This is a genomic window from Streptomyces sp. NPDC059743, assembly GCF_042732975.1.
Classification (GTDB): Bacteria; Actinomycetota; Actinomycetes; order Streptomycetales; family Streptomycetaceae; genus Streptomyces.
Map to the genome: position 1 here is coordinate 241718 of NZ_JBHWGS010000006.1, position 21522 is coordinate 263239.

The 21522-nt window shown below is 68.9% G+C and carries 16 protein-coding genes; 11 read left to right on the forward strand and 5 right to left on the reverse strand.

Features of this window, described 5'->3' with window-relative positions:
• The first annotated feature begins 31 nt into the window (after positions 1 to 31).
• The 4 genes from ACFV6H_RS13625 (at position 32) to ACFV6H_RS13640 (ending at position 4172) form a co-directional block, all read left to right on the forward strand.
• Positions 32 to 1555: a flavin monoamine oxidase family protein gene (locus ACFV6H_RS13625; protein WP_384980183.1), complete on the forward strand. Its 1524-nt coding sequence runs from the start codon at positions 32 to 34 to the stop codon at positions 1553 to 1555.
• Positions 1556 to 1657: 102 nt separating this feature from the next.
• Positions 1658 to 2605 carry a PAC2 family protein gene (locus ACFV6H_RS13630; RefSeq protein ID WP_093595266.1) on the forward strand — a complete coding sequence of 316 codons (948 nt, stop codon included), beginning with the start codon at positions 1658 to 1660 and terminating at the stop codon, positions 2603 to 2605.
• Between the two features lie 363 nt (positions 2606 to 2968).
• Entirely contained in the window at positions 2969 to 3574 is a 606-nt protein-coding gene (gene coaE, locus ACFV6H_RS13635; RefSeq protein WP_385541319.1) for a dephospho-CoA kinase, read from the forward strand.
• A gap of 193 nt (positions 3575 to 3767) precedes the next feature.
• Entirely contained in the window at positions 3768 to 4172 is a 405-nt protein-coding gene (locus ACFV6H_RS13640) for a tetratricopeptide repeat protein (RefSeq protein ID WP_385541321.1), read from the forward strand.
• Positions 4173 to 4280: 108 nt separating this feature from the next.
• Here ACFV6H_RS13640 and ACFV6H_RS13645 read toward each other — a convergent pair whose 3' ends face one another.
• Positions 4281 to 4640 (reverse strand): DUF6343 family protein, encoded by a 360-nt coding sequence (locus ACFV6H_RS13645; protein ID WP_384786187.1) that lies wholly within the window; start codon positions 4638 to 4640, stop codon positions 4281 to 4283.
• A 205-nt stretch (positions 4641 to 4845) separates the two neighbouring features.
• On the opposite strand from ACFV6H_RS13645, the gene ACFV6H_RS13650 reads away from it, so the two are divergent.
• Complete coding sequence (locus tag ACFV6H_RS13650) at positions 4846 to 5523, forward strand: class I SAM-dependent methyltransferase (protein ID WP_385541323.1); 678 nt, start codon at positions 4846 to 4848, stop codon at positions 5521 to 5523.
• A 27-nt stretch (positions 5524 to 5550) separates the two neighbouring features.
• Here ACFV6H_RS13650 and ACFV6H_RS13655 read toward each other — a convergent pair whose 3' ends face one another.
• The gene (locus ACFV6H_RS13655; RefSeq protein ID WP_385541325.1) at positions 5551 to 5895 is read right to left on the reverse strand and encodes a hypothetical protein; all 345 of its coding nucleotides are present in this window, start codon (positions 5893 to 5895) and stop codon (positions 5551 to 5553) included.
• 280 nt (positions 5896 to 6175) lie between these two features.
• Between ACFV6H_RS13655 and ACFV6H_RS13660 the strand changes: the two genes are divergently transcribed.
• The 5 genes from ACFV6H_RS13660 (at position 6176) to ACFV6H_RS13680 (ending at position 14283) form a co-directional block, all read left to right on the forward strand.
• A complete protein-coding gene (locus ACFV6H_RS13660) occupies positions 6176 to 7204 on the forward strand; it encodes a slipin family protein (protein WP_385541327.1) in 1029 nt (342 codons plus the stop codon).
• Positions 7205 to 7333: 129 nt separating this feature from the next.
• Entirely contained in the window at positions 7334 to 10342 is a 3009-nt protein-coding gene (locus ACFV6H_RS13665) for an SNF2-related protein (RefSeq protein WP_385541329.1), read from the forward strand.
• Positions 10339 to 11721 carry an SWIM zinc finger family protein gene (locus ACFV6H_RS13670; protein ID WP_385541331.1) on the forward strand — a complete coding sequence of 461 codons (1383 nt, stop codon included), beginning with the start codon at positions 10339 to 10341 and terminating at the stop codon, positions 11719 to 11721. Before ACFV6H_RS13665 ends, ACFV6H_RS13670 begins: the two co-directional genes overlap by 4 nt.
• A gap of 47 nt (positions 11722 to 11768) precedes the next feature.
• The gene (locus tag ACFV6H_RS13675) at positions 11769 to 12197 is read left to right on the forward strand and encodes a hypothetical protein (protein WP_385541333.1); all 429 of its coding nucleotides are present in this window, start codon (positions 11769 to 11771) and stop codon (positions 12195 to 12197) included.
• Between the two features lie 4 nt (positions 12198 to 12201).
• Positions 12202 to 14283 (forward strand): NB-ARC domain-containing protein, encoded by a 2082-nt coding sequence (locus ACFV6H_RS13680; RefSeq protein ID WP_385541335.1) that lies wholly within the window; start codon positions 12202 to 12204, stop codon positions 14281 to 14283.
• A gap of 14 nt (positions 14284 to 14297) precedes the next feature.
• On the opposite strand, the gene ACFV6H_RS13685 is transcribed toward ACFV6H_RS13680, so the two are convergent.
• From ACFV6H_RS13685 to ACFV6H_RS13695, 3 genes are all read right to left on the reverse strand, one after another.
• Entirely contained in the window at positions 14298 to 15953 is a 1656-nt protein-coding gene (locus ACFV6H_RS13685) for a translation initiation factor 2 (protein ID WP_385541337.1), read from the reverse strand.
• A 241-nt stretch (positions 15954 to 16194) separates the two neighbouring features.
• Entirely contained in the window at positions 16195 to 18081 is a 1887-nt protein-coding gene (locus ACFV6H_RS13690) for a DNA/RNA helicase domain-containing protein (RefSeq protein WP_385541339.1), read from the reverse strand.
• Between the two features lie 1159 nt (positions 18082 to 19240).
• Positions 19241 to 20371: an alpha-lytic protease prodomain-containing protein gene (locus ACFV6H_RS13695; RefSeq protein ID WP_385541614.1), complete on the reverse strand. Its 1131-nt coding sequence runs from the start codon at positions 20369 to 20371 to the stop codon at positions 19241 to 19243.
• A gap of 307 nt (positions 20372 to 20678) precedes the next feature.
• Between ACFV6H_RS13695 and ACFV6H_RS13700 the strand changes: the two genes are divergently transcribed.
• Positions 20679 to 21413: a hypothetical protein gene (locus tag ACFV6H_RS13700; protein ID WP_384786211.1), complete on the forward strand. Its 735-nt coding sequence runs from the start codon at positions 20679 to 20681 to the stop codon at positions 21411 to 21413.
• The last annotated feature ends 109 nt before the right edge of the window (positions 21414 to 21522 follow it).

Sequence of the window (21522 nt, forward strand, 5' to 3'; positions counted from 1 at the left end):
GCAGGTGGGCATCTCCGGAGGAGCCGGAGCGATGCTCGCCACCATGGGGGCCCTGGGCCTCGCTCCCACCGCCGAGGCCGCGAGCCGCGAACCCGTCTTCCGCGCGCCCCGGAAGGGCGACTTCACCCTCACGGGCCGTGGCGCGGCCAGAGTCGTCATCGTCGGCGGCGGCATAGCCGGGCTGACGGCCGCGTACGAACTGGGCAAAGCCGGCTACGACTGTACGGTCCTGGAGGCCCGGGACCGCACCGGCGGGCGCAACTTCACCGTGCGCGGCGGCGATTCGAACCTCGATCTGTACGGCAACCGCCAGACGGCGCGGTTCAGCGACGGCCAGTATCTGAACGCGGGACCCGCCCGTATCCCGCAGTGGATGGTCACCATGGACTACTGCCGTGAACTGGGCGTTCCCGTCGAGGTGTTCACCAACTCCAACGCCAACGCGTACATCTTCAACGAGAAGACCGGCATGACCGCCCCGGTGCGCTACCGCACCGCCAAGGCCGATGTGTACGGCTATGTCTCCGAACTGCTCGCCAAGGCCGCGGGAAAGGGCGCGCTGGACGGCGAGATCACCGCCGAGGACCAGGAGCGGCTGCTCGAATTCCTCCGTGGCTTCGGGGACATCGGCTCCAGACTCACCTACACAGGCAGCGAGCGCCGCGGCTACAGCGTGGACCCGGCAGCGGCCGGTACTCCGGGCGTCGAACTGGGCCCGGTGCCCTCGGCGTCCGAGGTCTTCGCCAGCGGTGTCGGACGCTACTTCTCGTTCGAATTCGGCTATGACCAGGCGATGCTGATGTTCCAGCCCGTCGGCGGTATGGACCGGATACCGGCGGCGCTGACCAAGGCGATAGGCGGGCACCGGATCAGAACCGGTGCGGCCGTCGAGAAGATCACCGACACGGCGCACGGTGTGACCGTCACCTACCGCAGCGACGGCCGTGTCCGCACCATCGACGCGGACTTCTGTATCGCCGCGCTGCCGCCCAACATCCTCGCCAAGACCGCGCACAATCTCGGCCCGGCCGTACAGACGGCACTGGAGGCCTGCCGGCCCTCGTCGGCAGGCAAGATCGGGCTCGAATACCGCAGCCGCTGGTGGGAGAGCGATCACCGGATCTACGGCGGCATCACCGAGACCGATCTCGATCTGGCCCATGTCTGGTATCCGTCCTACGGCCATCACGGCCGGCGCGGTGTGATCGTCGGGTACTACAACACGGGCGCGTCGGCCGACTCGTACGCCCAGCTCACACCGCGCGAGCGCGAGGCGCGCGCCGTGGCGCAGGGCGTGAAGATCCATGGCGAGAAATACCGCAGCGAACTGGTCTCGTCCTTCTCCCACCACTGGCGGCAGACGCCCTATCTGGAGGCGGCCTGGCACTCCCTGTCCGGCGGGCCCGACGCGCCCGTGTTCGACCCGCTGAACAAGCCCACCGGGCATGTGTACTTCGCCGGCGACCATCTCTCGTACGCCGACGCCTGGCAGCACGGTGCCTTCACCTCCGCGCGCAAGACGGTCACGGCGCTGCACACACGGGTTCTCGCCTGACGGCTGACGTTCCTGACGGCTGACGTTTGTGACATGGGGCGCGGGGAATGCCTGCGCCCCATGACGTGTTCTTCGTTATGAACACGAGGAGGAGCGGTAATCGTGCTTGATCCGCAGGGTTTGTACGAATGGGAGCCCAAGGGCCTGGCCGTCGTCGACATGGCGCTGGCACAGGAGTCGGCGGGCCTGGTCATGCTGTACCACTTCGACGGCTATATCGACGCGGGTGAGACCGGCGACCAGATCGTCGAGAACCTGCTGGAGTCGCTGCCGCACCAGGTGGTGGCCCGATTCGACCACGACAGGCTGGTCGACTACCGCGCCCGGCGTCCGCTGCTGACCTTCCGGCGCGACCGCTGGACGTCCTTCGAGACGCCGACGCTCGACGTACGGCTCGTACAGGACGCGACCGGTGCGCCGTTCCTGCTGCTGTCCGGGCCCGAGCCGGATGTGGAGTGGGAGCGGTTCGCGCTCGCCGTACAGCAGATCGTGGACCGTCTCGGCGTGCGTCTGTCCGTCAACTTCCACGGGATCCCGATGGGCGTTCCGCACACCCGCCCGGTCGGTATCACCCCGCACGGCAACCGCACCGACCTCATGCCGGGGCATCGGAGCGCCTTCGACGAGGCCCAGGTGCCCGGCAGCGCCGAGTCGCTCGTCGAGTACCGGCTGATGGAGTCGGACCACGACGTCCTCGGTGTCGCGGCGCACGTACCGCACTATGTGGCCAGGTCCTCGTACCCGGACGCGGCGCTGACCGCGCTGGAGGCGATCACGGCGGCGACCGGGCTGGTGCTGCCGAGCATCGCGCACTCCCTCCGTACGGAGGCCCAGCGCACCCAGACCGAGATCGAGCGTCAGCTCGGCGAGGGCGACGAGGAACTGGTCTCGATGGTCCAGGGACTTGAGCACCAGTACGACGCCGTCGCGGGCGCCGAGACCCGCGGCAATCTGGTCGCCGAGCCGACGGAGCTGCCGTCCGCGGACGAGATCGGCCGGGAGTTCGAGAGGTTCCTCGCGGAGCGGGAGGGCGAGGGCGGCGGAGCGTGATCTGACCGTCCTGGTGCCCGAGACGCGGAGTGCTTCTGCACGTTCGTGTTCGTGTTTCCGGTTTTCCGTGTTTGCGCTCCTGAGCGCTTTCGGCCGTACGGTGTCCAGCAGCCGCTGGAACCGTGCGGCCGCTCGGTGTCAGGCGCGCTCGGTGTACCGGCAGGGGGACGGTGCAGGGTGACCGCCTAGGTCCTGTCCGGTCGGTTTTCGTGGATCAGCCCGGGGCGTCTGGTGCGGTGCATCGCAAGGCGGAGGATCGGCCTCGTACTGGACGTACTTGGCCGACTCCGACAACGCGGCGAGGTGCCGTGCCAGGCGTTCCGGGCCCACGAAGACCGACCGGACAGGGCCTAGGCTGAGCGCATGCTGAGATTGGGACTCACGGGTGGGATCGGCGCGGGCAAGAGCGAGGTCTCCCGTCTGCTGACCGGTTACGGAGCGGTGCTGATCGATTCCGACCGGATCGCGCGCGAGGTGGTGGAGCCGGGCACGCCGGGGCTGGCGGCTGTGGTCGCGGAGTTCGGTCCGGAGGTGCTCACCGCGGACGGCCGTCTGGACCGGCCCAAGCTCGGCGCGATCGTCTTCGCCGACCAGGACCGACTGCGCGCGCTGAACGCGATCGTGCATCCGCTGGTCCGTGCCCGCTCGGCGGAGCTGGAGAGCGAGGCCGGGCCGGACGCGATCGTGGTGCACGATGTACCTCTGCTGGTCGAGAACGGTATGACCGGGCTGTTCGACCTGGTGGTCGTCGTCGACGCCTCGCCCGAGACACAGCTCGACCGGCTCGTACGGCAGCGGGGGATGGCGGAATCCGAGGCGCGCGACCGGATGGCCGCGCAGGCGACCCGTGAGGAGCGCCGCGCGGTCGCGGATGTCGTGATCGACAACGACGGTCCGCTGGAGCGGCTGGAACCACGGGTTCGCGAGGTGTGGAAGGAACTGACCGAGCGCGCGGCGGCCGGCCGCTGACCGACGGCCGTGCGTCCTGAGCAGGGCGGGGACGTGGGGGCGCGGGGGAGTGCTCGGGCGTGCGCCTTGCGCAGAGGCCGCGCGGGAGTGGTGGAACGCGGGGGTGTGAGATGCAGAGGTGTGACATGCGGGGTGTCGAACAGCGACCGACGCGCTGGCGTTGAAAGCGCGCAGCCAGGGAAGGATGCGAACCGTGCCCGAGAGCCCGGAGACCCACATCATCGACTATCGCGCGGCCGAGCATCTGCTGGCCGCACGGGATCCACGGGGAGCCGTGAAGCTGCTCGACTCGGTGATCGCCGCCCATCCGGAGAACACGGCGGCCCGGCTGCTGCGCGCCCGCGCGTTCTTCGCGGCGGCGCAGTTGCGTCCGGCCGAACTCGAATTCGAGCTGGTACTGGAGCGCGAGCCGGACAACGCCTTCGCGCACTTCGCGCTGGCCCGTACGTTCCAGCGCTCGGGCCGGCCCGAGCAAGCGAAACGACACTTCCGGCTGGCGGCGGCGCTCGATCCCAAGCCGGAGTATCTGAAGGCCGCGCAGTTCGATTCCGACATCCGTGGCGGCGCCGACGACGACACATCGGCGTCGGACGGCTGATCAGTACGGGTCGTACAGGGGCCGGGACTGGGCGTATCCGGGCCAGGCTGTATGAACCTGCCCGCGCGCCGACTGGCCTTTCGCGGTAGGCAATGGGTCACCCGCGGCTCACGGTCTGTGTGTGCCGTCCTCCGGGCCGTCGTCCCAGCCCTTGTCGGGCACCCGGTGCCGGGCGCGGCTGTCGCGGCCGTAGTCCTCGGGCCGACCGTCGGGCCCGTGGTCGGGCTCGTACGGCGGGATGTTCCGACCGGGCTGGTAGTGCGGGCCCTGACGGATATGGCGCACCACCAGGACCAGGTCCGTGGCGACGATCACAAAGAGCACCCCGCACGCGACGGCCCATCCGGTCCGCCCGGCGACCGCGAAGAGGCCGGTCCCGAGGCCGGTCCAGATCAGGCCCCAAATGCTCAACCAGAGCCGCATACGCAGCGGACTGCGCGCGGTGACCGGTTCACTTCCGGTGCGCATGGCTCTCGCACCTCCCACCTGGTGTGTACCCGCGCACGCGGTCGCCGACCCGGCCTGGGGACGAGCGATGTCGAAGAATGTCTCGTCAATGAAGCTCGTCAACCTCGTCAACGAAGCTCGTCAACGACGAAGGTCTCGTCACCTGTGGGGTGGAACCGGGGAACCGGTGCAACAGGCCGCTCGTTCCCGGGACATGAGCGCACCGATGCGTCAAGGACATCAAGGCACCGGCCCGGGAGCCATCACCCCGGACGGCTGCGCCGTCGATCTGTACTCCCGGCTCTCCGTCGGCACCGAGCCCGAGGTGATCGCGGCAGCCGTGCCCGCGGGCGCCTCGCTGCTGGAGCTGGGCTGCGGAGCGGGCCGGGTCACTCATCCGCTGGTGGAGCGCGGCTTCGCCGTGATGGCCGTGGACGAGTCCGCGGAGATGCTGGAACACATACGTGGCGCTCGTACGGTACGGAGCCCGATCGAGTCGCTGGAGCTGGACGAGACGTTCGACGTGGTGATGCTCGCGTCGTATCTGGTGCACACGGGCGAGCACCAAATACGGGACGGCCTGCTGCGCACCTGTCGCAGACATGTCGCCGACGACGGCTGCGTGCTGATCCAGCGCGAAGGGCTCGACTGGCACACCGCGGTGCCTCGGGAGCGGGTGGATCCGGCCGGTTACACGGTACGGATCGTGTCCTCCGAGCCCATCGGGGACGGAGTGGACTCCGTACACGCCGAGTACATATTCCCGGACGCCCGCTGGACGCAGACGTTCCGGTCGCGTGAGCTGACGAAGGAGGCCTTCGAAGGGTATCTGGACGCGGCGGGACTGGCGGTCGACCGCTATCTGACGGACGACGGTACATGGGTGCGGGCCGTGCCGAAGTAGCCCACCGACGGACGATGGGGTACGCGGTCAGTGAACGATGCTGTAGCTGTGCCAGGGACCTGAGTCCGGGGCGATCACATCGGTCAGTGTGGTGGCGATATACGTCGTGTGGTCGCCGGTGCAGTTCGCTGTCCGGTACATCATGAGGTCGACGAGCGTACGGTTCGTGAGCTCGACGGCTCCGGGCGAGGTCAGCCGGTGGCAGCCTCTGACCAGTGGGTTGGACACCTGGACCTCGTGATGCTGCTCCGTCCGATAGGCGATGGTGCCCACCGCGTTCCGGCCGAGGCCGGAGCAGCCCGCGAGGGAGAGGGACAGGAACAGTGCCCCGGCGGCGATGCCGAGGGGGCGCCGGTGGTCGGTCACGGACATGGGCGGTCCTGGTCGGCTCGTCGGTGGTCGGTGGTGGGGGTCGGTTTGTCGGGGTCGGCCGGAAGAAGCCCGGTGCACGCCCGGTGCTGGTCACACTGCCGGATCCGCGGCGCCACGGCACGAGATGCGCGGCCGGCCGTGGTAGCCGGTCACCGGTCGGTATTCCGCTGCCTCGGTCGGCTACTGGCCCGTAGAAGCCTGTTCCCGGTTCTCGACCGTCGGGTCATACAGGGCATACCGTGGGTATTAACACCTCGCTCCGGCGTCAGGGGGACCCATCATGGTCCAGGAACTGGTCATAGCGGTCATAGCGGCGATATGTGCCCTGGGGTTGTACGGGATGTCCGCCGCGCGGGTCATCAAGCAGTACGAACGAGGTGTGGTCCTACGGCTGGGCCAGCTCCGCGAGGGTGTTCGAGGGCCCGGATTCACGATGATCGTCCCGTTTGTGGACAAGCTGCACAAAGTCAATATGCAGATCGTGACGATGCCCGTGCCCGCACAGGACGGCATCACACGGGACAACGTCACCGTCCGCGTGGACGCGGTGATCTACTTCAAGGTCGTGGACGCGGCGGACGCGGTGATCCGTGTCGAGGACTACCGGTTCGCGGTCTCGCAGATGGCACAGACATCGCTGCGGTCGATCATCGGAAAGAGCGATCTGGACGATCTGCTGTCCAATCGCGAGAAGCTGAACCAGGGTCTGGAACTGATGATCGACAGCCCGGCGATCGGCTGGGGCGTACAGATCGACCGGGTCGAGATCAAGGATGTGTCCCTGCCGGAGACGATGAAGCGGTCGATGGCGCGTCAGGCGGAGGCGGACCGTGAGCGCCGTGCGCGGGTGATCAACGCGGACGCGGAGTTGCAGGCGTCGAAGAAGCTCGCTGAAGCGGCCAAGCAGATGTCCGAACAGCCCGCCGCGCTTCAGTTGCGACTGCTCCAGACCGTGGTGGCGGTCGCCGCCGAGAAGAACTCGACGCTCGTGCTGCCCTTCCCGGTCGAGCTGCTGCGTTTCCTTGAGCGGGCCACGCCGGCCGAGGCGGCGCAGGCCGTGCGGGCCGTCTCGGGCGGCCCGGTGTCGTCCGCGGTTCCGTCTGCTCTGGGAGGAGCGCGGACGGAACCGCGGATCCCGTCCGAGTCCGCGGAGCGCTCCGAGGCGCCTGATGTGTCCGATGCATCGACCGTCGAGGCAGAACCGGAGTCAGAAGCTCCGCTGGAGACATCGCCGCCTGGAGCAGGCCCCGGCCCGGTCGGTGAGGCCTCATCGAGTCAGAAGCCCGTGCCGACCCAGCCGCGCGCCTGATTCCCCGTCCTCCTGATGCTCCGTCCTACCTCCCTGAGCTGCGAAAACGTCGCTCAGGGACCGGCTGTCAGACCCCCCGCCTAGACTCGCAGAGGTAATCGGATCTTGCGCGGGAAGGAGCCGACGGTCGTGGCGCAATTCGTTCATACCTTGACAGAACCGGCCCTGCATGCCACGCCTGCCGTGGTGACCGCCGGGCTCACGCGCTGTGCGGGCGTCTTCCTGCCCGCAGGACTGCCGCGCGAGGGACGGGTGGCCTTCTGGGCTCCGGAGGGCGAGCTGCCCATGGCGACGGCGGACGGTGGTACGGGAGACGACAGGACGGCGGGCAGTACGGGGGAGCTGACCGTCGTACGGAGCCATGGTGACGGAGTCCGTACGGCGACCGTTCCCGCCGTGGTGCTGCCCGTCGTGGACGCTGTTCCGCTGCTCGTCCGTGCCCGGCGCGACAAGGCGGCACATCCGGCCGCCGCCTGCTGGGGCGCCGCCGCGCTCCATGCGCTTCAGCTCGTCGCGCGCGGCCGGCTGCTGCCCGGTCTCACCGCGTCCGACCATGACGCCTGGCGGGCGGGCCCGCTCGACGCCGACGACATCGCGCAGCTGCGGGCCATCGCGGCGGCCATGCCTCCCGAGGCACACGCCGTACCGATCCCGGGGCCGAGTCCGCTGCGACTGCCCGATCCGGAAGCCCTGGTGAGGGCGTTCCTCGACGCCGTGGCCGACTCCCTGCCGCGTACGCCGGCCGCCGCGTACGCGGCGGGAGCGCCGTTCGCGGCCCGAGCGGCCCAGCATCTGCCGCACGCCCGTACGTGGGCGGCGGAGGCGGCGGCAGGTATGGACGCGGGAGTGCGGGTCTCGCTGCGGCTGGATCTTTCCGCGTTCGACCTGTTCGACCAGGCGGGCGCGGGAACGGATGCAGACGTCGACGCGGATACGGGTTCGGGCTCCGGCGCGAGCGCAGGCGTGGGCTCCGATTCCGGTGTCCGTGCCGGCGCCGAGCAGGACGGTGTCGTACGGCGGGCCGGGACCGCCCTCGTACAGATCCACAGCCTGGCCGACCCGACTCTGGTCATCGACGCGGCCGGGCTCTGGGCGGGCGCCGGCGACGAGAGCTTCGGTCCGCGCGCCCGGATCGACGCGATGCTCGCCCTCCGCCGTGCCGCGCGCGTCTGGACGCCGCTCGCCCGGCTGCTGGAGCGTGATGTCCCGGACGCGCTGGCGCTCTCCGAGGACGAGCTGTACGACCTGCTCGGCCCGGGGGCCGCCCGGCTCGCGGCGGCGGGCGTCGCCGTTCACTGGCCCAGGGAGCTGGCCCGTACGCTCACGGCCGCCGCGGTCGTACGTCCCGCGCCCGGTTCGGCCACGGACGGCACACCGTTCTTCGACAGTGAGGAACTGCTCAAGTTCAACTGGCAGTTGGCGCTCAACGGCGATCCGCTCAGCGAGGCGGAGATGGACGCGCTCGCCGAGTCGCACCGCCCGATCGTGCGGCTGCGCGACCAGTGGGTGGTGGTGGATCCCGCGCTCGTCCGTAAGGCGCGCAAGCGTGAGCTGGGGCTGCTGGAGCCGGTCGACGCGCTGGCCGTCGCCCTCACCGGTACCACCGAGGTGGACGGCGAGACGGTGGAGGCCGTCCCGACGGGCGCGCTGGCGGCCCTGCGCGACCGGCTCATCGGAGACCACGGCACCGTTCCCCAGCCACCGGCCCTCGCCGCCACGCTCCGCGACTACCAGCTACGCGGTCTCGCCTGGCTGGATCTGATGACCTCGCTCGGCCTCGGCGGCTGCCTGGCGGACGACATGGGCCTCGGCAAGACGGTCACGGTCATCGCCCTGCATCTCCACCGGGCCCGTAAGGACCCCACGCTGGTCGTCTGTCCTGCCTCCCTCCTCGGCAACTGGCAGCGGGAGATCAACCGCTTCGCGCCCGGGGTGCCCGTGCACCGCTTCCACGGCGCGGGACGCAGCCTGGACGATGTGGCGGGCGGCTTCGTACTGACCACCTACGGCACGATGCGCGGCAGCGCCGACGCGCTGGCCGGGCACACCTGGGGGATGGTCGTCGCCGACGAGGCCCAGCATGTCAAGAACCCGTTCTCGTCCACCGCCAAGGCGCTCCGTACGATCCCGTCGCCCGCCAGGATCGCGCTGACCGGCACTCCCGTGGAGAACAATCTCTCCGAACTGTGGGCGCTGCTCGACTGGACCACTCCTGGTCTGCTGGGCCCGCTCAAGGCGTTCCGGTCGCGGCACGCCAGAATTGTGGAGAACATCGAGAACGCGAAGAGCGCCAGCGTCAAGGATGTGGAGAACGCGGACGCGGTGGAGCGTCTGTCCCGGCTCGTACGGCCCTTCCTACTGCGCAGAAAGAAATCCGACCCCGGCATCGTGCCCGAGCTGCCGCCCAAGACGGAGAGTGATCATCCCGTCGCCCTCACCCGGGAACAGGCCTCGCTCTACGAGGCAGTCGTCCGCGAGACGATGGCGGCCATCGAGGAGGCGGAGGGCATCGCACGCCGCGGTCTTGTGATGAAGCTGCTCACCGCGCTCAAACAGATCTGCAACCATCCCGCGCAGTATCTGAAGGAGGACGCGGCCCGGCTGACCGGCCGCTCCGGCAAGCTTGCCCTTCTGGACGAACTGCTGGACACGATCCTCACGGAGGACGGCTCGGTGCTGGTCTTCACACAGTACGTCTCGATGGCGCGGCTGCTCTCCGCCCATCTCACCTCCCGTGCCGTCCCGTCCCAGCTCCTCCACGGCGGTACTCCCGTGGCCGAGCGCGAGCGCATGGTGGACCGGTTCCAGTCCGGCGAGATCCCGGTCTTCCTCCTCTCCCTCAAGGCCGCGGGCACCGGTCTCAATCTCACCAGGGCCGGGCATGTCGTCCACTTCGACCGCTGGTGGAATCCGGCCGTGGAGGAGCAGGCGACGGACCGCGCGTACCGTATCGGCCAGACCCAGCCCGTCCAGGTCCACCGGCTGATCGCGGAGGGCACGGTCGAGGACCGGATCGCCGAGATGCTGATGTCCAAACGGGCGCTGGCCGATGCCGTCCTCGGCTCGGGCGAGGCGGCCCTGACCGAGCTGACCGACCGTGAACTGGCCGATCTGGTGTCCCTGAGGAGGCTGTCATGACGGCTCGCCACGCCTGGGACACACCTCCCGCCCCGGACACACCTCGCGCCTCGGACGCTCCGCTCACACCGGACACCATCGGCACCACGCACACATCCAAGGCCTCACGTGGCGCGCGGGCCGGCCGCAATGCCCGTGCGGCGCGTGCTCCGCGGCATGACGACCGTCGCCGTACGTTCCCGGCCCTGCCGCCCAGGCCCGGCGCGGCGGGCGACTTCGCCGCGACCTGGTGGGGCAACGCCTGGGTGGAGTCGATGGAGGACACCGCTCTGGACACGGCGCGTCTCCAGCGCGGCCGTGCCTACGCGGGCCGAGGCCTTGTCGACGCGATCACTGTTACGCCCGGCCGGGTCATGGCCTATGTGCACGGGACCAGGCCGCGGCCGTACCGTACGGAGATCCGGCTCCGTGTGCTCGAAGAGTCCGACTGGGAGGAGCTCCTCGACACCGCGGCGGCCCGTCCCGACCACATCGCGGCCCTCCTGGACAAGGAGATGCCGCACGCCCTCGCCGCGTCGGCCGACCTCCTGCCGTCGGCGGGCGATCTCACTCCCGACTGCTCCTGCCCGGACGACGGTTACCCGTGCAAGCACGCCGCCGCTCTCTGCTACCAGACGGCGCGGCTCCTCGACCAGGATCCCTTCGTCCTCTTTCTGATGCGTGGCCGTGGAGAGAGCGAAGTCCTCGCCGACCTGACCCGCCGCAACGCCACCCGCTCCGCCGCCGAGCGGACCTCGGCCGCACCGGCCATGCCCACGGTCCCGGCCGAAACCGCCCTTCGGCCGAGGTCGCTCCCGGCGCTTCCACCGCCGTTCCCGGTGCCCGCGGTGCCCGGCCGCCCGCCGGTCTATCCGCAGGTGCCCGGCGCGCCCGATCCGCTCGCGCTCGATCTCCTCGCCACCGAGGCGGCGGCCCGCGCGCACACGTTCCTCACCACCGGTCTCGATCCGGTCGGCGCCCTCACTCCCTGGCAGGACGCGGTACGTCTGGCCGCCGTCCATCCCGGTTCCGGACTCACCGCCTCCTCCCGCGCCCTCTACCGCGATCTGGCCGGCGCCCTGGACCGTACTCCCACCGATCTGGCCCGCGCCGTGGCCGCCTGGCGCCAGGGCGGCCTCGCGGGACTCGCCGTACTGGAAGAGCCCTGGGATCCGCCCGCGGGCCCCTTCGACCGGGCGCGCCCCGCCTTGGCCGCCGCGGACTTCCCGCACTTCCGGCCTTGGCGCAACCAGCTCTCCACGCCCTCCCTCCAGCTTCGCTTCGGTCGCGACGGCCTCTGGTACGGATACGAGTCGGACCGCGACCGCGAGGACTGGTGGCCGCGCGGCACCCCGGACACGGACCCGGTCGGCGCGCTCACCGCGCTGCTCGGCAGGTGACCGGTAGGCTCGTTTCTCCATATCGATCAGCGGTCCAAGGGGGCACGGTGGAAGCCGAGTTGGTGGCACTGGCGACAGCAGGCGCGACGGCGCTCGTCCAGCAGATGGCGACGGACGGCTGGACGCGGGTACGGGACCGGGTGGTCGGATTCTTCGCCGACCGGGGCTCGGCGTCCCCGGAATCGATCGAAGCCGAACTGGAGACCGCACGCGCCGAACTGACCACGGCGCAGCAGGACGGCGACGAGCAGACGGCCGACGACCTCCGCGCGGAATGGCGCAACCGTCTGCGCCGCACACTGCGCGCCGACCCCGAGGCCGCCGCGGAACTGCGCGCGCTCGTGGACGAGTTGACTCCGACGCTCCCTGCCCAGCAGGTCGGTGACGTATACAACACGATCAGCGGCGGCACCCAGCACGGCACGGTCGTCCAGACCGGCACGATCGGCGAACTGCACATCGGCGGACAGGGCTGAGGAGATGACCGACGGGGGGAACAGCGTCAGCGGCGGCACCCAGCACGGCTTGGTGCAGGCGAGCCGGATTGGCGAAGTAAATCAGCATTTCCACTTCGGCGGCCAGGACAACGCCGACCCGGGGCATCAGCTTCCTCTGGACAACGGCGTGTTCGAGAACAGGAGAGCACAGACCGACCGGGTGTGGCGGGAGCTCGACGAGCGGGCGAAGTCCGCCCAGCCCGAACACCCCTTGGTCGTCGCCTTCACCGGGGTGAGCGGAATCGGCAAGACGGCTCTGGTCATTCACCTCGCCCATAAGCTGAAGGACCGCTTCCGGGCGGCCTACATCGACCTGGACGAATGGCGCACGGCCGGCTCCATCGACCACGAGGCGTTGCTGAAGCACCTGCTCCGCTGGCTCGGAGTGCGGGACGGCCGGCCTTCGTCGGAGTACCGGCAATTAGTGGGCCAGTACAGGGAGAAGACCCAGGGGGCGCGGCTGGCGCTCGTCCTCGACAATGTATGGTCCGCCGACGAGATCCGGACCCTGCTGCCGGTGTCGGCCGAAGCGGTGGTCCTGGTCGCGAGCCAGGAGCGGCTCTCCGGACTGGAGTCGCAAGTCGCGCACGAACTCGCGCTGGGGCCGTTGTCACCCGAGCACGGCTCGGCAGTCCTCCAGAAGCTCAGCGCACATGTACGGCCTGGTGAGTCCGCGCAGACGCTGATCCCGCTCGCCCAGCTCTGCGACGGCTTCCCGATCGCCCTGCATGTTGCGGGCCAATTGCTGTTCAAATACCCGCGCAGACGGCTGGAACGGATCGTCGCGGACCTCACGGAGGACCTCTACGAGAAGGGGCTGCCCGTGGTCGAAGCGGTGTGGAACGCGGCGTACGCCACGCTCGACCCGCCCGCGGCCCGGCTCTACCGGCTGATGCCGCACCACCCCGGTTACGACATCACGCTCGACGCCGCCACGGCCCTGCTCGGGACGGGCCTTGACGACGGGGAGGACGGGCTCGACGGACTGACGAACGCGGGACTGCTGGCCCTCTCGCCACGCGTGGGCCGGCGGCGGATGCACAGCCTGCTCCGTGCCCACGCCGTCCGCTGCGCCAACCGGCACGGCGATCCGGCCGAGACCGAGGAAGGGCTGCGCCGGCTGCTCGTCTGGTACCGCAGGCAGGCGGAGCGCGCCGACCGGACCATCGGTGCGAAAAGGATGCGTATGGCCGAACCGGTTCCGGAGCTTCCGTATGCTCCCGATGTGCCGTTCGCGAGTGCGGCGGAGGCCGGAGCCTGGCTCGACACGGAGCGCAAGGCGCTGTACGGACTCGTGCGGATCGCGAGCGACTTGGGCGAGGACAGGCACGCCTGGTCCCTCTGCGAACCGCTCTGGAAGCACTACGAGGACCATGACAATCACGAGGACGCGATCCGCGCGTTCGAGACCGGCCGGGACTGCGCACAGCGCGACGGCGCGGCCCAGGCGTTGATCCGGATGCGCTGCCAGCTCGCCCAGGCGCTCTGGAGTGCCGGCCGGGCGGTGGACGCGGACGCGGAGACACGGCAGGCGGTGCTCTCGGCGGAGTCGGTCGTGCCCGGGGAGAAGCTCCATGCCTCGGCCCTGGAGTTCCGGGGCAAGTATCTTGCCTGGCGCGGACAGTCGGACGAGGCCGTCCCGTACTTCCAGCAGTCGCGCGACATCCATCTCACGATCGAGAATCCCTATGGCGTACTGCTCCAGAGCTTTTTGGTCGGCCGTACGCTGCGTGCTGCAGGCCTGCTGACCGAGGCCGAAGCGGAGCTGGAGGCCGCGCGCCGACTGGCCGTGGACCAGGACCGGGTTCGTATGATCGGCCGGGCGGCGGCCGAACTGGCCCGTACCCACCGCGCACTGGGCCGCACAGCCAAGGCCGTCGCTGCGTACGAGGAGGCTCTGGTCCATGAGCGGGCGCGGGGATCCGTCCACGACCAGATCGCGCTGCACGACGAACTCGCCGGAGTGACGGAGGAGTCGGGCGACCTGGAGGCGGCCGAGCGGCACCGTGTCCGCGCCCGCGAACTGCGTATTGAGGTGGGCATGGAGTCGGATCACGAAGACTGACGACGCGCCGACGGTCATAGCTCGGTGTACGCGTCGGCCTCCGTCGCGTACGCCACTAGGACCCGCACCGGGCGGCCACCCACCATGCAGTCGAGGGCTGCGGGCAGGGCCGGGCTCGGGTTGGTGTCGAGCCAGCCGTGGACGGCGGAGAGCACGGCCGCGGCATCGGGCCGTACCAGCGGCCCGGTTTGCGAAGGGCCGGCCGTGATGCTCACCGCCAGCAGCGCCGAGCGGTCGCGTCGCAGTATGCAGCGTTGGTGCGAGAGCACGGCCGCCGCGGTGCGGCATGCGGGGTAGTGCTCCAGGATGTAGGAGGTCCAGCTGTCCACCGTCCATACCACGTCGGATCCGTATGGTTCCCGGGCGGTCTCGACGCGCGCCCGCCGGTGGATGAGCCCGGCGCTCCGCATCTCTTGCGTTGTGGAGTGACCGTCCTCTGCGGACACATGCCCTCCGTGCGGACCGCTGTTCAGCGGATACCGCGCCACGGAGACTTCGTTGCCTCCTACCTCGACGCGCACGCGCGCCGCGAACGCCGACGGCCGCTGTCGGGCGATCCTGGGGACCGGCAGAGGGCGGACCGCGACCGGTCCGGGAGGCGGTTCGAGCCCGAGGAGCCGGTAGCAGCGCGTACGCAGCAGCTCCAGTGAACGCCCTTGCTCGGCGAAGGCAGCGGCGGCGAGGCCGCTGGTGTCACCCGTACGGTGCGTGGCGACGGCGGTGTCGATCTGCGCGGCGAGCGGCCGGTCGACCGCCAAACGCGGTACGCGCGCCAGGAGTTCGGCCATGGGACTGGCCGGGAGCAGTTCCGTACCGCCTTCGTAGCAGCCGATCAGCGGCCGGTCCAGGGCCGCGGGATAGAGCGCGGTGGATCCGTGGTCGGTCAGCACGCAGTCGGCGGCGGTGAGGAGGGCCGCCCACTCCTCGTACGGCCGCGCGAGCAGCAGTCCGGCGGCCAGCGCGGGCGCGAGCCGCTGCCGCAGGGCGAATTCGCCCAGTCGGCTGTGGACGTTGGGGTGCAGAACGAGAGCGACCTGATACGCGTCGTACGGCAGCTCGGCGGTCAGCCGGCCCGGCAGCTCCGGCAGGCGCTCCGCCAGCGACTCGGGTCCCCAGGTGGAGACCACGGCCACCAGCCGCCGCCCGCCCGTGCCCAGCGCGTCCCGGTACCGCTCCCGGCGGGTACGGGACGCCAGCATCCGGTCCAGCGTCGGATCCCCGACGACGGCCGCTCGCCCGGCCACCGCCGTCGACTCCTGGGCGAGCCGCGCCAACTGGCCGGGATGCGCGAGGGCATGCAGCGAGGCCAGTGGCGATCCGTTACGTAGGAGCTGGCGCGGATGCAGTCCGGAAGCGGAGTCGTCCACGGACGAACGAGGGAGCCGCTTGTTGAACCCGGCGCCGTGCGGCAGCAGTACGAGCGGTCCGGGCAGCTCATGGAGCGGACCGTTGGGACTCGCTGCCACCACGAGATCATGCCCGCCGCGCACGGCCTCCGCCCAGGGAACGGTCCGCGCCCCGGCACCGTCGAGCGCGACGAGCGCGTCTGTACTGAAGTCGGACCCGGGGACGAGGGTGAAGAGCGGCCGGACACGGTGATCCCCGGCGAAGACGGGAAGCGCGTCGAGCAGACGGTTCAGCGCGGTCGCGGACCGTACGGCAAACAACACCGTCCGCCGGACCCGCTGCCCGCTGCCCGCTGCCCGCTGCCCGCTGCCCGCTGCCCGCTGCCCGCTGCCCGCTGCCCGCTGCCCGCTGCCCGTTTCAGGATCCTTAATCCTACTTTGGGTGAGGCTTCGGGGTATACCTTTCTCCCAGGTCGGCGAGGGTTCTCCGGGAAGGTGAGACGGCACGGCCGGAGACTCTACCTTCCGGCGTTTCCGGCTCACTTCTGATTCCTGGCAACCTGCGCTACACAGACATCGCGTCCTGTACGGCAGGCTGGACGAGTTCCCGCAACTTCGCCCGAGTCTCCGCATCGGTCGAATAGATGACTGTTCCGACCATCCCGCGTGTCAGCAGTACCTTGTAGGTGTTGCGGATCAGCTGATCCACCTCGTCATCCGGTGTGGACCTCCTGAACACCGGGTCCTGCGAAGCCGTTCGGTTGATGACCCAGTGGTCGTTCCGCCACACCAGATCCGGTCCGATGATGACGCCGCTCCAGTCGTACTCGAAGCCCTGGGCCGTATAGACACAGCCGACCTGCCCGAAGCCGGCCGGGTCCGTGGCCCAGAGCGCGGCCGGGGGCGCTCCTGCCACCGCTCGGTCGCCGTACACATTCCATGGCCGGGCCCAGTCGCCGATCACGACATCGGCCGGGAGCGCCTGGCCCGGCGCGGTCTTGGTCGTCCACTTCCAGCAGTAACCGGCGGACATACGCGCGCCGTACCCCTCCGAGCGTCGCTCTTCGAGGAATTCCTCCATCTCCTGAGGACTCTCCGCCACCATGAGCTGCATCTTCGAGTCCGGCTCCCAGCGCGTAGAACCCCCTTTCTCCAGTCCCAGAAGCCGCAGCACCCACTGCAGATACGCGTCGCTGCCGCCGCAACGGAACTGGCCGTCGAGATCCACCACCGTGCAGTTCAGCCCCTTGGCCGCGGCCTCGTCTCTGATCTTCTCCACCGAACCCATCTCACCCGGACGCACAACCTGGTGCTCGTCCAGCAGGAAGACCGGTACACGAGCGGCGTCGATCAGCTCCACCACCTGGGCTTTGCCCGTGCGATGGGCGGCCGGCGTGTAGCGGTTGGCCGATGTCACCCGCATTCGATGCGCCTCGTCGCAGATGAGCACGTCCAGTGCGTTGCGCTCGGCGGTCATGAAGCTGTTGAAGTACTTGAAGAGTTCCTGGACTTCGCGCTTCCGGGCGCCCGCGACCTTCCGCATGGTCTTGGTGAAGGACGCGGAACCGGTGGCGTGCAACGCGGTGCGTCCTTGCCGGTACAACTCGCCGAGCAGGGACAGTGCGATGACGCTCTTCCCGCTGCCCGGTCCGCCGGTGATGACGATGACCTGCTTGTGGTCGGACTGCCGTGAGTTCCGTACGGCCTTCAGCACCAGCTCGTAGGCCAGTTTCTGTTCGCTCAGCAGACGGAACTGTTCCCGGTCGCGGATCTCGTCCGCGGCGACGGCGATGAGCTGGGTGGAAGGTTTGATTTTCCCTGCCTGGAGTTCGTCTGCCGCGAGGGCGCCGGATTCCGGAGCGAGGTGGTCTTGGAGAAAGGCGATGAACTGTCCACGCTTGTCCCCGGTGAAGAGTCGGCCCCTCTCACTCTGCCCAGCGATATCCAATGAGCCGGCCCCGAACTCCGTCGCATTGTGCAGGTACGCGGCTCCGGTGATCCGGTGTTCCTTCTTGTCGAGTGCTCCGTTGAACTGAGCGAGATAGTCGCAGTATCCACGGACCTGCTCAATCGGATTGAGCTTGAGGTTCGTGTACATTCCGGCGACCTGGCACAGATTCGGCGCTTCCTCGTCGGGGTGGGCCTCGGTCCATTGCTTCAGCTCGATGACCACGTAAGACGGTTCACGGGTCTTCGGGTGCACTCCGGCGAGCACCGCGTCGGCGCGCTTGCTGGTGAGCGGCAGCGTGTACTCCAGCATGATCTCGACATCACCCAGCCCAGCTTCCAGCAGCGTGTTCACCAAGGCGGGAAGGGAGTGCTTCCATGACCGGATCTCGCCCGGGCCGGGCTTATGCCCGTGCACATGAAAGAAACGGTCCACCATATGGAAGTACAGTGCTTCGGACTGAATTTGGGCGGCGACGGAAGCGACGGATTCGCGGATCAGCAAGGAGAGCCCCCAGGCAGCACGTAGTGGCTGGAGCGGGTGGGGGCGTGTCCCTTGCAGTCCGTTCGGGCGTTGCCCGTCAGGAGCGGAAGCCCGGCGGGCCGCGTGGATGTCGATGTCAACTGTAGCTCGGTCATTCGTTGTGATTTCCGCCTTTCGGGGCGAGGGCCGGCGTTCGGCGGCACACGGCCCCCGCCCAAGTCCTTGCGGCTACTTACTGCGCCACCAGGGCCTCAGGAAGTGGCGGAACATCGTGGCCAGCGCCCCGATGATCTGAGCCCGGTCGGCCGAGCGGCTGTTCCGGAGAGCCGAACCGGCGATTCTGCTGATCGTGATGCAGACGAAAGCGCAGCAGGTCATTACTGCCATCGCGGTGAGACACCACGCGAGAACGATGTAGTCGGACAGCACAGCATTCCCTTCGGACACCTGTGTCGGCGCATAAAGGAGGAACGATTCTCCGTGATGCGGACACAGCCATCGGGTGAGGAGGTCGGATCAGGCGGAGAGGGCGTGGGCGCGAGTCAGCGGTGCTGTGCGGCCCCTGCGACCTGAATGCTGTCCGAGTGCCGACGGCGAGGAGAGGCGAGTGGATCTCGCATGGTGGCCGTCGAGAGAGAGGCAAGACACGTGCGTGCTCCAGATGTAGGCGGAGAGCGTATCCCGTGCGGGAAGCTCGTTGATGCCGAAGATCGTTCGAAACTCTACGCAGTTGATCCGACCGTGACAAGAAGGTTCTCTCAGTTGATCGAAATCTTCTGTTGCGTGCGGTCGTACGCCCTCTCGTGCTGCCCACCGAGTGGCGCGGCCTCCGACGGCCGTGATGGTGGCGCGAAGGAGACACGCCACTCAGTACACGAGCGCTCCTTGGTGGCAGAACAGCTGTGGCCGCCCTCGGAACACTGAGGGCGGCCACAGGAATCGCCACGGTGAGCGGTACCCGCTCGTAGGGCGATGTCTGTTTCGAGGGCGTAAGTAGGCGCGGGCCGGTGAGCGATATCACTGACTGCTGACCGCCGCCGAGATGGAGAGCCTGCCGCGTCAGGGGATGAGGATTCTCCGAGTCCTCAACGCGGCAGGCTTCGTCCGCTGTTCTGTTGCCTCATGGCCCGACAGGCCTGTCGACCGCTCAGGCCGCTCGTCCGTCAGGCTGTTGGGGTGGTCAGGCCGTGTGGAGAGTCAGGCCGTAGCGGTTCAGGATTTCGTTGACCGGCTGGTACCAGGTCTCGCCGCCGCTGCTGCAGTTGCCCCAGCCGCCCGAGGTGACGCCCTGGGCCTGGTCGCCGCTGATGAAGGAGCCGCCGGAGTCGCCGCCCTCGGCGCAGACGCTCGTCTTGGTCATCTGGTGGACGGCGCCCTGGCTGTAGTTGACCGTTTCGTTCTTGGCCAGGACATTGCCGCAGCGCCAGTGGGTCGTGGAGCCGGAGCGGCAGATCGAGGCGCCGATCGGGGCCTCGTTGGAGCCGCGGACGAGCTGGTCGGAGACGCTGCCCCAGCCGAGGACCACGGGGACGGTCCACCAGCCGCTGCCGACGTTCACCCATGCGTAGTCGTTGTCGGGGAAGGACGATCCCTGGAAGTTGCCGATGTACGAGCCGTCCCAGCCGCTCACGCCGGCGCCCGGCTGGCCGCAGTGGCCGGCCGTGACGAAGCCGCCGTAGACGGAGAAGCCGATGGAACAGCGGACATTGCCCGTGTAGTACGGGTCGCCGCCGACGGTGCCCGCGGCGAAGGTCTGCGGAGCCTTGGCGGTCTCCTCGACCGTGACGGGACCGGCCTGCCGGGCCCGGGCGAGGAAGCCCTGGACATCGTTGTCGTTCTTCTGCGCGGCGACGACGTTCACGACGACCTTGTTGGCCTTGGGGTCGACGTGCCAGCTCGCGACACCGGCCGGCGCGGAGAGCGCGTCGATCTTCGCCTTCGCCGCGTCGAGCTGCCGTGCGCTGTGCTTGACCAGCCGTACGGTCGCGCCGGTCGCCCGTACGGCGTCGGCCTTCCCGGTGCTGGTGACGGCGACGGTCAGCGTGCCGCTGTCCGCGTTGAACCAGGAACCGCCGTACGACGATCCCGCCGCGCGCCGCGCCTTTCCGTCGACGGCCGTCGCGGTCTTCTCCGCCGCGAGACGCGCCTCGGCCTGGCTCTTCGTCAGGCCCAGGTCCTTCTGCATCGCGGAGAGCAGACCGGCGGAGGCCGGTGCTTCGGAGACGGTGGAGGGGGCCGCCGCCGCGGGAACGAGGCCGGCGGTGGCCCAGGTTCCGAGGATGAGGAGTGCGGACAGACCGGTGCGTATCACTGTCGTGCGTCTCAAGGGATTGGCCCTTCTGGTTGTTCCAGCATCGTGGGGGTGGAACGTGGAACAGTGACCGGCTGAGAGCGCTCTCAGCCCGTATCAGCCGGAGCGTAGCCGAGGATCATGAACAGGTCCATGCCAATGAACAACCCGGGCCGCACCCTGCCCGGTTGGGGCTTCCCGCTGTCTGTTTGAGGTGGCGTCATGGCGGTAGCGACATCCGGCGGATCACGGATCGCTGTTTATTCCGGTTGTTCCGGCGCCGTTTATTCGTTCGATCACGGCTGATCGGCCCTGCTAACTTCCTGACGTGGCAACGAAACTCAATCAGATCATCGCAGTGGAGAAAGGCGTCAAGTCCAAGGCGCACCAGGACCTGACGGCGGCCCATCACGGCCTCCAGAAGCCGGCCCTGCTCGCCGGTATCTCCCGTACGTATCAGCCGAAGGACGAGGAGGGCGAGCAGCTTCCGCCCGAGTCCACCCGTGTCCAGGTCAAGGCCGAGGACGTACTGCGCGAGACCGCGAAGACCCTGACGAGGCTGTTCGATGTGACCGCCACCAAGGACTGGGCGAACTGCACGGCGCGCGCCGACATCACCGTCGACGGACGGGTGCTGGTGAGCGAGGCGCCGGTGTCGTATCTGCTCTTCCTGGAGAAGCAGCTCACCGACCTCAACACCTTTGTACGCAAGCTCCCGGTGCTCGACGCCTCGGAGTCCTGGAGCCAGGACCCGTCGACGGACGCGTGGAAGACCGAGGCGGTACGGACCGTCCGTACGAAGAAGGTCCCGCGCAACCATGTGAAGGCCGAGGCGACCGAGAAGCACCCGGCGCAGGTCGAGGTGTACTACGAGGACATACCCGTCGGTTACTGGACCACGGTGAAATTCAGCGGCGCGCTGCCCGCCCGTCGGGTGAACGAGCTGCTCGACCGGGTCGAGAAGCTCCAGCAGGCCGTGAAGTTCGCCCGCGAGGAGGCGAACGGCACGGATGTCACCGATCAGCTGATAGGTGACGCGGTGTTCGGCTACCTGTTCGGGTAGCCTCGAAGACTCCTCGGCTGCCTGCTTGTGCGGCCGGGGTGCGCGAGGAGCGCAAGCTGAAACTGAGGCTTGTCGTGACTGCGCGGTTCCAGTGGAGGTTCGAGTCCTC

What these genes read in the sequence shown, in the direction of transcription:
- ACFV6H_RS13670 (WP_385541331.1), top strand. Translation starts at nt 10,339, where the DNA reads ATGACGGCTCGCCACGCCTGGGACACACCTCCCGCCCCGGACACACCT.
- ACFV6H_RS13645 (WP_384786187.1), bottom strand. Translation starts at nt 4,640, where the DNA reads ATGCGCACCGGAAGTGAACCGGTCACCGCGCGCAGTCCGCTGCGTATG.
- ACFV6H_RS13650 (WP_385541323.1), top strand. Translation starts at nt 4,846, where the DNA reads ATGCGTCAAGGACATCAAGGCACCGGCCCGGGAGCCATCACCCCGGAC.
- coaE (WP_385541319.1), top strand. Translation starts at nt 2,969, where the DNA reads ATGCTGAGATTGGGACTCACGGGTGGGATCGGCGCGGGCAAGAGCGAG.
- ACFV6H_RS13655 (WP_385541325.1), bottom strand. Translation starts at nt 5,895, where the DNA reads ATGTCCGTGACCGACCACCGGCGCCCCCTCGGCATCGCCGCCGGGGCA.
- ACFV6H_RS13680 (WP_385541335.1), top strand. Translation starts at nt 12,202, where the DNA reads ATGACCGACGGGGGGAACAGCGTCAGCGGCGGCACCCAGCACGGCTTG.
- ACFV6H_RS13660 (WP_385541327.1), top strand. Translation starts at nt 6,176, where the DNA reads ATGGTCCAGGAACTGGTCATAGCGGTCATAGCGGCGATATGTGCCCTG.
- ACFV6H_RS13625 (WP_384980183.1), top strand. Translation starts at nt 32, where the DNA reads ATGCTCGCCACCATGGGGGCCCTGGGCCTCGCTCCCACCGCCGAGGCC.